We start from the raw sequence: 15,847 nt of genomic DNA on the forward strand, positions 1-15,847 counted from the left end.
TTTTTGCATAAAAAACTCCGATAAAAAATTATCGGAGTTTAAAAGTATAAAAAAATAATTTTTTATTCTTCTTCGTTAGATCCTTTTGCTTCATCTGCAGGAGCTTCTTCAGCTACTACTTCTTCAACAACAGGTGCGTTTGCTGCAATTCTTGCTTCATTTGCTGCTTTTTCTGCTTCAAAAGCTTTCACTTTTGCTTCAGCTTCAGCTTTAGATAAACCATCTTTTTTAGCTTCAACCTTACTTGCTTTTTCTTCAACCCAAGCATTAAACTTTGCTTCTGCTTGTTCTTCAGTTAAAGCACCTTTTCTAACACCTCCAGCTAAATGGTTTTTAAGCATTGCTCCTTTATAAGATAAAATTGCTTTTGCTGTATCAGTTGGTTGTGCACCATTCTGTAACCATTGCACTGCTCCATCAATGTTTAGTTCGATAGTTGCAGGATTTGTGTTTGGATTGTAAGCACCTAGTTTTTCTAAGTATTTACCATCTCTTTTTGCTCTAGCATCTGCTGCTACGATCCAGTAATAAGGTTTTCCTTTTTTACCGTGTCTTTGTAATCTAATTTTTACTGACATAAATAATTAATTTGTGAGGTACGCGACCTCGATTATTAATAAGTGTGCAAATATAGTCTATTTTTTTAATTTTCAAGTTTTTAATGTAATTCTATAAATTAAAATTAATTTATTCTATTTTTGATGTCGCATAAAAGTATTAAAATGAAAAGAATAACAATCTTATTAGCGGTATTACTGACATTATCATCATGTGGAGAGGAATTAGTTTTTAATAGTCCTGCTTTTATTGGTAATAATGGAGACGAATTATGGGAAGCTACCACGTATAGAGCTAACGTCGATGATTTAGGGTATTTAACAATTACTGGAGTTAGAAACTCAGAAACGATTAACCTTAGAACAGATAATACTATTGAAGGTGATTATAATCTTGGTAATGAAGTATCGTCTGCTATTTATGAAGATGCGTTAGGAACTGTTTATTCAACCAATAGTGTTCCACATCCTAGTGTTCAAATTTATCCTGCTGAAGGAACAATAACAATTACAGAGTACAACTTAATTGAAAGAACGGTTTCTGGAACATTTTTCTTTCATGCGTTTGATAATACAGGGTTAAACTCAGAAAATTTTAATAAAGGTTATTTTTATAATGTGCCAATTTTAAGCATTGGTGTTGTTGATACTACTGGGCAAACAATTGCATGTCAAAATGCTTCTGCAGTTGTACTAACTACACAAACAAATTTAGATAATGTAGATCCAACAGGAACAGATTATACACCATTTTGTGTTGCCTATAAAACAGCACTTCAAGTTAAAAAACAAGCGTGTGGAGATCCTGATGGTTCTATCCAAGATTTAATTAATGGTCTAGGAGATTGCTCTAATTAATAATAGAAACAACAAACAAAAAAGCCAGCGCATTTGCGTTGGCTTTTTTGTTTACAACTGTTTATAACTTCACTTTAAAAAAGCGAATATTCTACGTATTTTTATTGGCTAATATTTTTAAACAGAAATTCAAAAAATCAAGAATGTATTTAATCTTTGATACCGAAACAACAGGTTTGCCTAAACGTTGGGATGCACCAATTACTGATGTAGATAATTGGCCAAGATGTATCCAAATTGCCTGGCAATTACATGATGATATGGGTAATTGTATCGAGAGTCAAGATTATTTAGTAAAGCCCGAAGGTTTTAATATTCCTTATGATGCTGAAAAAATTCATGGAATTTCTACAGAATTAGCACAAGAAAAAGGTGTGCCTTTATTAGAAGTATTAGAAAAATTCAACATAGCATTAAGTAAAACCAAATTTGTAGTAGGTCAAAATGTAAAGTTTGATTTAAATATTATGGGAGCCGAGTTTGTGCGTGAGGATATTGCAAACCAGCTTCAAGAGCTACCTGTTTTAGATACCTGTACAGAACATACAGCGTCTTTATGTCAGATTCCTGGTGGACGATATGGAAAATTTAAATTGCCAACGTTAACAGAATTACATCAGTTTTTGTTTAACCAACCTTTTGCAGAAGCACATAACGCAACAGCAGATGTAGAGGCAACAACGCGCTGTTTTTTAGAATTAATAAGAAGACAACAATACACTAAAGAACAATTAGACGTTCAGCCAGATTATTTCGAAAATTTTAATCGAGAAAACCCGCAAACCATTCAGTTAATTGGTTTAAAGCACATTAATCTTAAAAAAGAAAGTGCAAAAATCAATGAACGTCTTCAAAAAAAACAAGCCACAGATGTTTCTTCAGATGTATTAGAAGACAATATTCAAGAGCTAAAGACAGCTAATTTTGTGCATTTGCACAACCATTCTCAGTTTTCGGTATTGCAATCAACAATGAGTGTTCAAAACTTGATTGCAGAAGCAGCCTCACATAATATGGAAGCTGTAGCATTATCCGATCATGCCAATATGATGGGAGCATTTCACTTTGTTAATGCAGCTAATAAACACAATAAATCTGTTGAAGCTAAAATTGCTGAAGCAGAAGCTAAAGGAGAAACAACAACTGTAAAAAAAATAAAACCAATTATAGGTTGCGAGTTTTTTGTTTGCGAAGATCATTTAGATAAAAGCAGAAAAGATAATGGTTATCAGATTGTTTTAATAGCAAAAAACAAAAATGGGTATCATAATTTAGCAAAACTATCTTCTCACGCTTTTGTTAATGGGTTTTACTATTTACCAAGAATTGATAAAAAACTAATTGAACAATACAAAGAAGACTTAATTTGCTTGACAGGAAACCTTTATGGTGAAGTACCAAGTAAAGTATTGAATGTAGGAGAAAACCAAGCAGAAGAAGCTTTGCTTTGGTGGAAAGAGCAATTTCAAGACGACTTGTATATAGAGTTGATGCGTCATAATCAAGAAGATGAAAATCGTGTTAATCCAACATTAATTAAGTTTTCTAAGCAACACAATATTAAGCTTGTTGCTACAAATAATACCTATTACGGAAAAAAAGAAGATGCTAATGCACATGATATTTTATTATGCGTAAAGGATGGAGAAAAACAAGCAACACCAATAGGTAGAGGACGTGGTTATCGTTACGGTTTACCAAATCAAGAGTACTACTTTAAGTCTTCTGATGAGATGAAGACTTTGTTTAAAGATGTGCCACAATCTATCACAAATATTCAAGAAGTTGTAGATAAAATTGAAAGCTACCAGCTAGCTAGAGAAGTATTATTACCTGCTTTTGATATTCCTGATGAGTTTGTAAAAAAGGAAGACGAAGAAGATGGAGGAAAACGAGGAGAAAATGCTTTTTTAAGACACCTTACCTATGTTGGAGCCAAGAAAAGATATGGAGACGAACTGTCTGAAGAAGTTACAGAGCGTTTAGATTTTGAGCTTGAAGTCATTCAAAACACAGGATATCCAGGTTACTTTTTAATTGTTGAAGATTTTATTAGAGAAGCCAGAAACATGGATGTGTCTGTAGGTCCAGGACGTGGTAGTGCTGCAGGATCTGTAGTAGCTTATTGTTTATGGATTACAAATATTGACCCATTAAAATACAACTTGCTTTTTGAGCGTTTTTTAAATCCTGATCGTATTAGTATGCCTGATATTGATATAGATTTTGATGACGAAGGTCGTAGTCGTGTTATGGATTACGTTATCGAAAAATATGGAAGTAATCAAGTAGCGCAAATCATAACTTATGGTACTATGGCTGCAAAATCTAGTATTCGAGATACTGCTCGTGTTTTAGATTTACCGCTTTTTGATGCAGATAGGATTGCTAAGTTAATTCCAACAATGTCCAAGCTTAGAAAAATTTTCGGTTTATCCGAAAAGGAATTAGGGCAAAAATTTAGAGCTGAAGATTTAGAAAAAATCAACCAACTTTTAAATATTTCTGAAGGTGAAGACTTGGAAGCAGAAACCGTAAACCTTGCCAGAACATTGGAAGGATCGGTTAGAAACACTGGTATTCATGCTTGTGGAGTAATTATTACACCAGACGATATTACCAAGTTTGTACCAGTTGCTACAGCAAAAGATTCGGATTTGTATGTTACACAATTTGATAACTCTGTTGTTGAGGATGCTGGACTTTTAAAAATGGACTTTTTAGGACTAAAAACCCTAACGTTAATAAAAGACACCGTTAAAATTGTAAAAGCAAAGCATGATATTCTGTTGGATCCGGAAAGTTTTCCGCTTGACGATGAGAAGACTTTTGAGTTGTTTCAACGTGGAGAAACTGTTGGAGTGTTTCAATATGAATCTCCTGGAATGCAAAAGCATTTAAAGGATTTAAAACCTACGGTTTTTGACGATTTAATTGCAATGAATGCCTTGTACAGACCTGGACCAATGGAGTATATTCCAAGTTTTGTCCGCAGAAAACATGGTGATGAGGATATTGAGTATGATTTACCAGCAATGGAAGAATACTTAAAAGAAACTTACGGAATTACAGTATACCAAGAGCAAGTAATGTTACTGTCCCAAAAATTAGCAGATTTTACAAAAGGTGAAGCTGATGTACTGCGTAAAGCAATGGGTAAAAAGCAAATTGCTGTACTAGATAAAATGAAACCAAAGTTTATTGAGCAAGCTAGTGCTAAAGGACATGATGCAAAAAAATTAGAAAAAATCTGGAAGGATTGGGAAGCGTTTGCAAGTTATGCCTTTAACAAATCGCACTCCACATGTTATGCTTGGATAGCTTATCAAACCGCTTATTTAAAAGCGCATTATCCTGCAGAATATATGGCATCAGTGTTATCTAATAACATGAATGACATTAAGCAGGTGACCTTTTTTATGGACGAATGTAAGCGTATGAAATTATCAGTACTTGGTCCAGATGTTAATGAGTCTTTTTATAAATTTTCTGTAAACAAAGACAATGCTGTCCGTTTTGGTATGGGAGCAATTAAAGGTGTTGGACACGGAGCAGTAATGACAATTGTAAATAACAGAAAAGAAGATGGAGCTTACACCTCGATTTTTGATTTTGCTAAACGTATAGATTTACGTGCAGCTAATAAAAAAGCGTTTGAAAATTTGGCTTTGGCTGGAGGTTTTGATGAGTTAGGAGATACACATCGTGCGCAATATTTTTTTAAAGACGGAAGTGAACTAACCTTTTTAGAAAAGGCTATAAAATATGGTGCAAAACACCAAGAAAATGAAAACTCTGCTCAAGTTAGTTTGTTTGGAGGAGAAAGCGAAGTGCAAATAGCAGAACCAATTATTCCAGAATGCGAAACTTGGGGAACCATGGAAAAATTATCGAGAGAACGCGAAGTTGTAGGTGTCTATATTTCAGGACATCCATTAGATGATTTTAGAACAGAAATGAAATCTTTTTGTAACGGAACCATTGCCTATTTTAACGATTTGTTACCACATGTAAATAAAGAGATTACGTTTGGTGGAGTGGTTACAGATGTACAACACAGAGTAAGTAAACAAGGTAAAGGTTGGGCTTTATTTACTATAGAAGATTATACAGATACGTTTGAGTTTAGAATTTTTGGAGAAGAGTATTTAAAGCATCGTCCTTTTTTACTTCAAAACACTTTTGTACATGTAAAAGCTTTTGTACGAGAGGGTTGGGTAAACAGAGATACTGGTAAAAAGAGTGATCCAAGATTGCAATTTAATAGCTTTCAGCTATTGCATGATGTAATGGAAAAAAACGTTAAAAAACTATCAATACAGCTTAATATTAAAGAATTAGAGACTGAGAAAATTCAGTATTTAAAAGAATTAATTTCAATGCATCCAGGCAATCATGCACTTAATTTTTTGGTCTATGATAATAGAGATAAAATTAAATTAACAATGATAAGTCGAAAGCAAAAAATTAAGGTGACTAATGAGTTTTTAAATGAGTTGAAGGATCAGCAGATTCATTATTTGATAAATCAATAACATACTAAATTTAAAAAGGCTTAGAAATTAAAAGATTAAGAAATAAATCAAACCAATACCATAATAGTTAAAACAAATTGTCAGGTTGTAAGCTTTGGCAGAATTTTTGACTAATATTGTATATTAACAAGAAGTAAAATTCAATTAAATTATATTATTATGGCATTAGAAATCACAGATGCAAATTTTGAAGAAACAGTATTAAACAGCGATAAGCCAGTAATGGTTGATTTTTGGGCAGCTTGGTGTGGACCATGTCGTATGGTTGGACCAATCATTGACGAAATAAGTACAGATTACGATGGTAAAGCTATTGTAGGTAAATTAGACGTAGATGCAAATCAAGAATTTGCAGCTAAGTATGGTGTACGTAACATCCCAACAGTTTTAGTATTTCAAAATGGTGAAGTAGTAGGACGTCAAGTTGGTGTAGCACCAAAAAACGCTTATGCTGAAGCTTTAGACGCTTTATTATAAAATATATTCATAAAGAATTGATAAAGGTTTACTGTAATGGCAAACCTTTTTTTATTTTAGTTAAAAATTAAGAAATACTATTAAAATGAGTAAAAAGACAAAAGCCCAAGATGCAATAGATAGCAAATTATTAGAAGAACGTAAAGTGTTTCTTTGGGGAATGGTAGATGATAAATCTGCAAAACACGTAATTGATAGATTGTTATATTTAGATAGTTTAGACACAAAGGATATTACATTATATATAAATAGTCCAGGAGGTTATGTAACGTCAGGATTTGCAATGTATGATTGCATAAAATCATTAAAAAGTGATGTGTCTACGGTTTGTACAGGTTTAGCAGCATCAATGGGATCTATCTTACTATCTGTAGGAGCAAAAGGAAAACGTTTTATACAACCACATGCAAGAGTAATGATACACCAACCAAGTGGAGGAGCACGTGGTCAAGCAAGTGATATAGAAATTACAGCCCAAGAAATTGTAAAAACAAAAGAGTTAAGTGCACAAATTTTAGCAGATAATTGCGGACAGACGTATGATAAAGTAATGAAAGATTTTAATCGTGACCATTGGATGGGAGCGGAAGAGTCTGTTGCTTACGGAATTGTTGATGGTATTGCAGAATAATGAATCTTCAAAACGAACTAAATAAAGCAGGTGGATTTAAAAACCTCGAGCATTTGGCAAAACAAGTGGTCGAAGGATTTATTTCTGGAATGCATAAAAGTCCGTTTCATGGTTTTTCTGCAGAATTTGCAGAACATAAAATATATAATCAAGGCGAAAGTACACGTCATATAGACTGGAAGTTGTTTGCAAAAACAGACAAGTTGTATACCAAGCGTTATGATGACGAAACTAATTTACGTTGTCATATTATTTTAGACAATAGTAGCTCTATGCATTATCCAAAAATGGATAATTTTGCTATAGACAATCTTAATAAGATAGCGTTTTCTGCATTAGCTTCTGCATCTTTAATGCATATATTAAAAAAACAGCGTGATGCTGTTGGATTAAGTATTTACAGTGATGCTTACGATTTTTACGCGCCAGAAAAAGGAAGCGAGCGTCATCATCAAATGTTATTAAATAAACTTGAAGAATCTTTAGTTTCCAAGCCTTTAAACAAGCAAACAGAAACATATCAGTATTTACATGAAATTGCAGAAAAGATACATAGACGGTCTTTAATATTTGTATTTACAGATATGTTTCAAACAAACACAGATGAAGTGAAATTGTTTGAAGCGCTTCAACATTTAAAACATAATAAACACGAAGTTGTTTTATTTCATGTTTTTGATAAAGAGAAAGAATTAACGTTTGATTTTAATAATAAACCCAAACGTTTTATAGATGTTGAAACAGGTGAGCATGTTAATTTATATGCAGAGCAAGTTAAAGATAATTATAAGAAAGCAGTAGTAAACTATTTTGATGAATTGAAAATGAAGTGCTTACAGTATAAAATAAAATACATTCAAGCTGATGTAAATCAGTCTTTTGATGCGATTTTGACAACTTACATGGTCGAGCGTCAAAAATTTATTTAAAAAAAGCAGAAAAATGTTTGTCATATTGATTTTGGAGTGTATATTTGCACTCGCAATTATGCAACGGTCTGGTAGTTCAGCTGGTTAGAATGTCGCCCTGTCACGGCGAAGGTCGCGGGTTCGAATCCCGTCCAGACCGCAAAAATTGCTAAAAGCTCCGAGAAATTGGAGCTTTTTTTGGCAATAAAATTTAGTTGTGTTGTTTTGATAGATGTAGTAGTCTATCAAACAGGTAGAAAGCTAGTTAAATAGCTTGAACCGATGGAAAGCTTTCCTTTTTTCTGTAAAGAAAATTGGGATGCTTTTTTGTTTTAAGAAAATTATTTTGTGCAACATTTGTGCTACAATTATTACTTTTTTATTAAAATTCATAATAAATTTTACTCATTTCTTTTTTTACAAAAGCAGAATACAGTTTATCATGTTCAAAGTCACAGATATCATCAAGATATTCAAAGTCTATAAAAGAGGCTTTAAATTTATCATACATATTTTCTTTTAGTGTAGATTGATACCATTCTTTAGTTCTAGCATACCAAAAGGATAGTTGTTCATATAAAGTTTCTAAATTTGTCTGTCTATTTTCTGAACTAAAATCAGAAATACCCTCCAGGTTTTGAATTGCTGTTAAAATAAACTCTGAAGCACCATAACCAATTCCTAGATTAGAGTTCCATTTTGGATAAAGCCAATTCATATAATGAATAATCTCTTGATAAAGTTCTGTGCCTTGATGTTCACATATAAGTTCGCGGAAATCGCTATGTGTTTCTCTATAGTCGTAAATAGAATCGTAATCCATGTTTTTTTATAATAAAAGTACAAAAATTTAGCGTAACTTATTTTGTTGTTAAATATAAATATCACATCTTTATGTTCGTTCAACTTATTAATAATCAGCATATTAAAATATTTATTATTTACTATTAAAAGTTAAAAATTTTAATATTGTTGATTTTTTTTTAAATCAATAAAATATAAGAATGAGAAAGGATACAATTTTAAATTATCATGAACTTTTAAAAAGAGGAGTTGATAGCCATTATACTAATAAAGTAAAGTTTAATGAAAAAGGCTTTAAAAATATTCTAGCATCTATTACTACAAGTAAATTACATCCAGAGATTAATATTGAAGGTGAAAATTACAAAGAACATATCATATCGATTTGTAATGATGATGTTATAACAACGTATTATTCAAAGGTTTTGGTTTTAGAATTATTGAATTCATTAAAATCGGAAGATTATAATAGGCAATTTCAAACACTAATAGATAAGGCATATTATATTGAAAATTTCATAGAAGACTCAGATATTGACAATTTTGTTTCTGAAGAAATCCTAGACACTGTAAATTTAGAACACTCTACTTGGTATGAAACTAACTGTTTAAATTGGTTTACTGACCGCGTGTTTTATGCTATAAATGATATTAGACTTAAATCATTTTATGATACCATTGAACTTGATGAATATGGATCAACAACAACAGTAATCGATAAATTATTAAAAGACAGTTTAAATACCAATTATGAAAAAATGAATAATAAAATGTACTTGTTAATTTTAAGGCTTTTTGATTATAAGTATAATCGTAAAAATTTTTCTAAAGAAAGATTTCAATCATTAGCAGTAGAGTATAGGTTGAATAATATTTGGTATTCAAAAAATATAAAGTATATACAATCAAAAGTTAAAGCAATTATAGATAACGGTCTTAAAACAAAAAAGACTAAAACAAAAAAACCAAGACGTTAATGAAGGACTCAAATAAAATGTTGATTTTAGAAAGAGAAAATTTATATAAACAACTAAAAAATGAAGTGGTTAATTCTGAAAAAAGATTAGAAATTAAAAGCAACATTAAAATGTTATCAAACCTAATAGAGGGGAATAATTACATAAATAATATTATTAAAAAGCGTAAAAGCACATCTATATCAGTTAGGGTAGCTTCAATAATAGTTTTTGAAGATGATTTGATTTTTAATGATCCTGATCGCGAAAATTATACTTTAGGTGCAGTTGTTAAAAAAGCAAGTGTTTTATATAAATTAGCAAATAGGGATAAAAAGAAACTTATAAGTTTAGATCATCTTCACCCAGAAAAACCTTGTACATATTTTGAAATTAAACGCATTAAACCAACAGGTCATAAAAGAGTAATAAATAGTATTATTAAAAATGCAGACTGGTTAATAGACAAAAATAAAACGCTCATTTCTTTTCAAAGAATACATACAGAAATAATTAATTGTTAAACCTAATTAGTGTACAAAAATCTTGTACACTAAACTTTATATCATTTTACAATCGGTTATAAGTTTGTGTCAAATAATAACAAACCTAATTTGACATGAAAATCTTAATTATCGATGACAATGGAATCACAGAATTCCACCCAGCAACACCAAATCAAAATAACCAATCTCAAAAGACTTCTACATTTGAGATTTTACAAGAAAAGCAAAAAGAGAAAGAAGGTGCTCCAAAAGTATATTCAATTTCTAAATTAGTTGCCTTGTTTGAAACCACTAGACCAACCATTTATTCCTGGATTGGAAAAGGTTTATTAAAACCGATAAAATTAGGAGGTAGAGTGTACTTTAATCATAAAGATATAGAAACACTATTAGTCCAAAAGAGTAATCCTCAATCAGAGTAACTCAATTCTTTTTCCCCTAAAGTTTAATATTCATAAAGGATATAACGTAAGAGTTAGCAAGTTGTGTTTTTGTACGCCAAAAGGCTAAAAACGCTTGTTATTCGCTAAAGCTCATAATTGTAATGAAAAACAAAAGACTACACATCAGAGTATCATCAGAAACAAAAACAATTTTAGAACAAAAAGTTAAAAAGCACAATTGCACAATCAGTCAATATATTACTTCTTTGATTAGAAATAAAACCATAAAAGTACAAGACTTACCTGATGAACATTCATTAAAGTTAAAAGTAGAATTATCCATTATAGGTAAAAATTTATGGACACTAATAAAGTTTAATAAGACTTTAAAATTATCGGAGAAAATTAATTTAGAAATGATAATTACAGACCTGAAAAAAACAACTCAATCCATAACAGCTTATTATGATCGCAAAAATAGTAACAGGATCTAGTATTAAAGGACTTTTACAGTATTTAACAAACAAAGATCATGCTGTTATAACTGCCAATTATTTATATCCAGATGCAAAATTAGAAACTATTGTGTCAGAGTTCAATGCTATACAAGGGTTAAACAAAAGGGTAAAAAAAAGTGTAATGCATATCGTGTTATCCTTTCCTGAAGAAGAAAAGTTAAGTGATGATAAGCTTAAAACAGTAACAGAAGATTTTATGGATGCATTTGGAGCAGAAGAAAACCAATGGATAAGCATCAAACATTTTAACACCAAACACAGGCATTGCCATATTGCAATAAACAGGGTTAAAATAGACGGAAAATTATTATCCACCTCTTACTCTCATTTAAGAGCAAAAGAGATTTGTAGAGCGCTAGAAATGAAGCATGGACTAAATAAAGTGTCTAGCTCTAAATTTGTATCTAGTAATAAAGGTAAAGATCAGTTAAAAAGGATTATAGACCATGCAATTGAAAAATGTAAATCAATAGAAGCGTTTAAAAAAGAAATAGAGCAACAAGGCTTTAAGGTTTTAATGGGAAGGGGAGTTACATTTATTAATACAACTAATGGAGCAAAAACAAAAGGAAGTAGCATTGGTAGAGATTACAGTTTTGGAAATATTAAAAAGAGGCTACTTAACAAAGAACAAAAGTTAAATCTTGAACACTTTATAAATGAAAAAACAGAAATCAATAATTCTTTAAAAAAGGATGATAAAGTTTCTCTAAAAAATAATAATGATACAAGTATAAATGAATTAAAGGACGTGTCATTAATAACAGATGAATGGCAAATAGACCTATTTAAAAAGAAACGAAAAAAACGCAAACGATAATGGAAAAATATTTAAAATTAATTGTAGAACAATTAGAAAAACAAGAAGATAAATTAAAGGACATAAATATTAGTAATACATCCTATGAGCAAAATCTTTTTCAACAAAAAGAAGATATGCTAAATCAATACCACGTGTATAATAAATACTTTAATGCTTTTGTAAAGCAATCAAAGAATAATATTGAAAAGCTTGATGAAAATAAAAATAAAATAGATGAACTTTTAAATGAGTTTCCTGTGAAATACCAAACAACAATTCATTTTGATAAAAATAGCAGGAACCAATTTTTATTTACCTTTTTTTGTTTAGTACTAATTGTATCATCTTCTATAATCGTAATAAAACGATATAAAGATAATACTGATTATAAAAAAGCATGGAATTTTGTTATGGAACAAGATTTACCAGTAGAAACACGGATTCATTTTAATATGGTTTTAGAAAACTCTAAAAAGTAAACCTTCAAAAAAAATGTTGTTATATCATTTTTACTAGTAGCTCTCCAACAATAGGAATCTCTTCAAGTGCAATTATTTCTTTAATAGTTGGATGGTCATATTTTACGTTTGGGTTATTTGCAATAACTTCTACCAATTTTGATAAGGACATTGTAATTAGTTTAGATTTATTTTTTTGATCTTCTATACTCCAATACTTATATCCAAGTCCAGCAGAAAGTACACTAATTAAGTTGGAAATGTGGTATGTCTTTAATAAAGGACTTATTTTTTTAAATTGTCTATCCTCAATTTTGTACGTTTTTGTTAAAAGGTTAGTAGCAAAATATGTTGTGTCCATTTCCATAATTATATAACCAAAAGCTAGTTTTTAAATATCAAGATTTAACGATTTGTTTTTTAGTCTTTTTAAGCAGTTTAATACTTTTAATAAGTTTTTTATGAACATAAGCAAGATACTTTGTTTGCTTTACCGTTTTAGTTTTAATACGGTCAATTATATCAATGCGTTCAAAATCTGATAGATCTAGGTTAAGATTTTCAGTTTCTTTTAAGATTCGTATAACCGCTTTGTTTCCTACACCCTTCATAATTTTGACATCATTATTTGTTAGTGTGACACAAGTATCAATAGTTAAGTTGTAATTAGTAAATGCTTTGTCTAACTCTAATAAATGAGATTTAAGTGCTTCTGTATTTTTGTAATTATCTGCAATAGAAAGACATTTGATGATATCTAAATTATTAACTTCATTTGTAGTGCTACTACAAGAATAAAGAAGTAAAACAGTTATATAAATGAATTTCATGACTTAAGATTTATTCAAATATAGTAAAAAAATCAAAATCGCGGATTTACGTCCGCATTATATTTATCTACAACAATTTCTTTTGTTGTATGATCGATATCAATAAGAAAATATGCAACTATATAGCTAAAGAATGGATAAGCACTTCAAAATCCAATCGCAGCTTTGCTTTGGATCATAATATAGATGAAAAAACAGTAAGAAAGATTCTTAAAAAAGAAGGTTATAGAATGCCAGTTAAGACACTGCAAAAGCTTTGTGAGGCTCGAGAAATTAAAATTTCTGATTTTTTTATTTTGTTAGGTGAATAAGTATATAGTCATCCAAAACTCATCTTCAAATACTTTAACTTGTAAATTATATCGACCATACTTGATTTTTTTTAATGAAGATCAATAACTTAACAAAACTTCATTTTTTGTGATAATAGTTTGATATTATTATTACAATCTTCACAACATATTTAACAGTTTAAGAGAAGATTAAATAATTAATAGAAAAAGCATAACAGGACAGGATAGAATTTTTAAAATAGAACATTATTTTTACTTTCTGTATTAGATATCTAATAAACATGTTTTAATAAAAAAAATTAATGAGTAAAACAATCGTATTAACAGGTGCAGGTGGTGTGTTATGTAGCGCTATGGCAAAAGCACTTTCTAAGCAAGGACATAAAATTGCTGTTTTAGATTTAAGAGAAGAAGCAGCAAATAAAGTTGCTCAAGAAATTAAAGATGCAGGAGGAAATGCAATAGGCGTTGCTGCCAATGTATTAGAAAAAGATTCTTTAGAAAAAGCAAAAAAAGTTATAAATGACACTTTTGGAAAAGTAGATATTTTAGTAAATGGTGCAGGTGGTAACCATCCATTAGGAACTACTTCTAATCCATTTTTTGCAATGGAAGATTTACAAAATGCAGCAGAAGGCTTTAAAACTTTTTTTGATTTAGACCCTAAAGGAATTGAATTTACATTCAATTTAAACTTTTTAGGAACTCTAATTCCTACTCAGGTTTTTGCAACAGATATGGTTGGACGTAAAGGATGCTCTATCTTAAATATTTCTTCAATGAATGCCTTTACACCTTTAACAAAAATACCAGCGTATAGTGGTGCAAAAGCCGCTATTTCTAACTTTACACAATGGTTAGCAGTACATTTTTCTAAGGTAGGTATTCGTGTAAACGCTTTGGCTCCAGGATTTTTCTTAACAGATCAAAACCGTACTCTATTAACAAATAAAGATGGAAGTTTAACACAAAGAGGTCAGCAAATTATAGATCAAACTCCTATGGGTCGTTATGGAACTCCAGACGATTTAATAAGTTCAACTTTATATTTATGTGATGATGCTTCGGCATTTGTAACAGGAATTGTAATTCCTATTGATGGTGGTTTTTCTGCTTATAGTGGTGTTTAAAAAAAGAATAAAATGATACAAAATATAGAACAAACTTGGCGTTGGTATGGTCCTAATGACCCAGTTTCTTTATCAGATATAAAACAATCAGGAGCAACAGGAATTGTTTCTGCATTACACCATATTCCGAATGGAGAAGTTTGGACAGTTGAAGAAATTACCAAAAGAAAAGAAACCATAGAAAATGTTGGGTTGACTTGGTCTGTGGTAGAATCTGTGCCAATTCACGAAAACATTAAAACAAAATCTGGAGATTATCAAAAATATATTGAAAACTACAAACAAACCCTTTTAAATTTAGGCGAATGTGGTATTGATATTGTTTGTTACAATTTTATGCCTGTTTTAGATTGGACACGTACAAATCTCGATTACGAAGTGTCAGACCAATCAACAGCACTACGTTTTGAAGCTGCTGCTTTTGCTGCTTTCGAAATGTATTTGCTAAAAAGACCAGGTGCAGAAAATGAATATTCTGATGAACAAAAGCAAAAAGCTGCTGAATTTATCAAAAATACTTCCGAAGAAGAACAAACAAAATTAATCAAAAATATTATTGCTGGTTTACCAGGCGCAGAAGAAGGATATTCTTTAGAAGAATTTAATGCGATTTTGGCGACTTATAAAAATATTGGCCCTAAAGAATTGAAAGCAAACTTATTTTCTTTCTTATCAGAAATTATTCCAGCTGCAGAGCAAGCAGGTGTGTTAATGTGTATTCATCCAGATGACCCACCATTTCCAATTTTAGGCTTACCAAGAGTAGTATCCACAGAACAAGATATTAAAGATATTTACAATGCTGTACAATCCCCAAATAATGGATTAACATTCTGTACAGGTTCTTTTGGTGTAAGAGCAGATAATGATTTAGTGGGAATGATAGAACGTTTAGGAGATAGAATTCATTTTATTCATTTACGTGCAACAAAACGTGATTCAGAAGGGAATTTCCATGAAGCAGACCATTTAGAAGGTGATGTAGACATGTATGCTGTAATGAAAGCATTGGTTTTAGAGCAACAAAAAAGAATAGCTGCTGGAAGACAAGATTTACGCATGCCTTTTAGACCAGATCATGGTCATAAAATGTTAGATGATTTAAAAAAGAAAACAAATCCTGGATATTCAGGAATAGGACGTTTAAGAGGTTTAGCCGAATTAAGAGGTTTAGAACTAGGAATTAGACGTTCATTATAAA

The 15,847-nt window shown here is 30.7% G+C and carries 18 protein-coding genes and 1 tRNA gene; 15 read left to right on the forward strand and 4 right to left on the reverse strand.

Annotated features, from left to right (window positions below; all coding sequences use genetic code 11):
- Positions 1–62: 62 nt before the first annotated feature.
- The gene (locus SJY17_RS05575) at positions 63–578 is read right to left on the reverse strand and encodes a 30S ribosomal protein S16 (RefSeq protein ID WP_397364501.1); all 516 of its coding nucleotides are present in this window, start codon (positions 576–578) and stop codon (positions 63–65) included.
- A gap of 144 nt (positions 579–722) precedes the next feature.
- On the opposite strand from SJY17_RS05575, the gene SJY17_RS05580 reads away from it, so the two are divergent.
- The 6 genes from SJY17_RS05580 (at position 723) to SJY17_RS05605 (ending at position 8,126) form a co-directional block, all read left to right on the forward strand.
- Positions 723–1,415, forward strand: coding sequence for a DUF6252 family protein (locus SJY17_RS05580; RefSeq protein ID WP_397364502.1), 693 nt, complete (start codon positions 723–725; stop codon positions 1,413–1,415).
- A 143-nt stretch (positions 1,416–1,558) separates the two neighbouring features.
- Positions 1,559–5,950, forward strand: coding sequence for a DNA polymerase III subunit alpha (gene dnaE, locus SJY17_RS05585; RefSeq protein ID WP_397364503.1), 4,392 nt, complete (start codon positions 1,559–1,561; stop codon positions 5,948–5,950).
- A 159-nt stretch (positions 5,951–6,109) separates the two neighbouring features.
- Entirely contained in the window at positions 6,110–6,427 is a 318-nt protein-coding gene (gene trxA / locus SJY17_RS05590) for a thioredoxin (RefSeq protein ID WP_397364504.1), read from the forward strand.
- 85 nt (positions 6,428–6,512) lie between these two features.
- Positions 6,513–7,058 (forward strand): ClpP family protease, encoded by a 546-nt coding sequence (locus SJY17_RS05595; protein ID WP_397364505.1) that lies wholly within the window; start codon positions 6,513–6,515, stop codon positions 7,056–7,058.
- Entirely contained in the window at positions 7,058–7,987 is a 930-nt protein-coding gene (locus SJY17_RS05600; protein ID WP_397364506.1) for a DUF58 domain-containing protein, read from the forward strand. Before SJY17_RS05595 ends, SJY17_RS05600 begins: the two co-directional genes overlap by 1 nt.
- Before the next feature lie 65 nt (positions 7,988–8,052).
- Positions 8,053–8,126, forward strand: a tRNA-Asp gene (locus tag SJY17_RS05605).
- 222 nt (positions 8,127–8,348) lie between these two features.
- Here the strand turns inward: SJY17_RS05605 and SJY17_RS05610 are convergent.
- Positions 8,349–8,789, reverse strand: coding sequence for a hypothetical protein (locus tag SJY17_RS05610; RefSeq protein WP_397364507.1), 441 nt, complete (start codon positions 8,787–8,789; stop codon positions 8,349–8,351).
- A 181-nt stretch (positions 8,790–8,970) separates the two neighbouring features.
- Here SJY17_RS05610 and SJY17_RS05615 point away from each other — a divergent pair, with 181 nt between their 5' ends.
- From SJY17_RS05615 to SJY17_RS05640, 6 genes are all read left to right on the forward strand, one after another.
- Positions 8,971–9,747, forward strand: coding sequence for a hypothetical protein (locus tag SJY17_RS05615; protein WP_397364508.1), 777 nt, complete (start codon positions 8,971–8,973; stop codon positions 9,745–9,747).
- Positions 9,747–10,250 (forward strand): hypothetical protein, encoded by a 504-nt coding sequence (locus SJY17_RS05620; protein ID WP_397364509.1) that lies wholly within the window; start codon positions 9,747–9,749, stop codon positions 10,248–10,250. The genes SJY17_RS05615 and SJY17_RS05620 overlap by 1 nt, the downstream gene beginning before the upstream one ends.
- 95 nt (positions 10,251–10,345) lie before the next feature.
- Complete coding sequence (locus SJY17_RS05625) at positions 10,346–10,654, forward strand: helix-turn-helix domain-containing protein (protein ID WP_397364510.1); 309 nt, start codon at positions 10,346–10,348, stop codon at positions 10,652–10,654.
- 122 nt (positions 10,655–10,776) lie between these two features.
- A complete protein-coding gene (locus SJY17_RS05630) occupies positions 10,777–11,109 on the forward strand; it encodes a plasmid mobilization protein (RefSeq protein WP_397364511.1) in 333 nt (110 codons plus the stop codon).
- Entirely contained in the window at positions 11,081–11,953 is an 873-nt protein-coding gene (locus SJY17_RS05635) for a relaxase/mobilization nuclease domain-containing protein (RefSeq protein ID WP_397364512.1), read from the forward strand. Before SJY17_RS05630 ends, SJY17_RS05635 begins: the two co-directional genes overlap by 29 nt.
- The gene (locus SJY17_RS05640) at positions 11,953–12,414 is read left to right on the forward strand and encodes a hypothetical protein (RefSeq protein WP_397364513.1); all 462 of its coding nucleotides are present in this window, start codon (positions 11,953–11,955) and stop codon (positions 12,412–12,414) included. The genes SJY17_RS05635 and SJY17_RS05640 overlap by 1 nt, the downstream gene beginning before the upstream one ends.
- Before the next feature lie 19 nt (positions 12,415–12,433).
- Here SJY17_RS05640 and SJY17_RS05645 read toward each other — a convergent pair whose 3' ends face one another.
- Both SJY17_RS05645 and SJY17_RS05650 read right to left on the reverse strand, forming a co-directional pair.
- A complete protein-coding gene (locus SJY17_RS05645) occupies positions 12,434–12,754 on the reverse strand; it encodes a hypothetical protein (protein ID WP_397364515.1) in 321 nt (106 codons plus the stop codon).
- 37 nt (positions 12,755–12,791) lie between these two features.
- Complete coding sequence (locus SJY17_RS05650) at positions 12,792–13,223, reverse strand: hypothetical protein (protein ID WP_397364516.1); 432 nt, start codon at positions 13,221–13,223, stop codon at positions 12,792–12,794.
- Positions 13,224–13,312: 89 nt separating this feature from the next.
- Between SJY17_RS05650 and SJY17_RS05655 the strand changes: the two genes are divergently transcribed.
- The 3 genes from SJY17_RS05655 (at position 13,313) to uxuA (ending at position 15,846) form a co-directional block, all read left to right on the forward strand.
- Positions 13,313–13,534, forward strand: a complete 222-nt coding sequence (locus tag SJY17_RS05655) for a helix-turn-helix domain-containing protein (protein WP_397364517.1) — start codon at positions 13,313–13,315, stop codon at positions 13,532–13,534.
- A 284-nt stretch (positions 13,535–13,818) separates the two neighbouring features.
- Complete coding sequence (locus SJY17_RS05660) at positions 13,819–14,646, forward strand: SDR family oxidoreductase (protein WP_397364518.1); 828 nt, start codon at positions 13,819–13,821, stop codon at positions 14,644–14,646.
- A gap of 24 nt (positions 14,647–14,670) precedes the next feature.
- Positions 14,671–15,846: a mannonate dehydratase gene (uxuA, locus tag SJY17_RS05665; protein ID WP_397364862.1), complete on the forward strand. Its 1,176-nt coding sequence runs from the start codon at positions 14,671–14,673 to the stop codon at positions 15,844–15,846.
- The last annotated feature ends 1 nt before the right edge of the window (position 15,847 follow it).

The sequence above is a fragment of the Olleya sp. R77988 genome (assembly GCF_044594215.1).
Classification (GTDB): Bacteria; Bacteroidota; Bacteroidia; order Flavobacteriales; family Flavobacteriaceae; genus Olleya.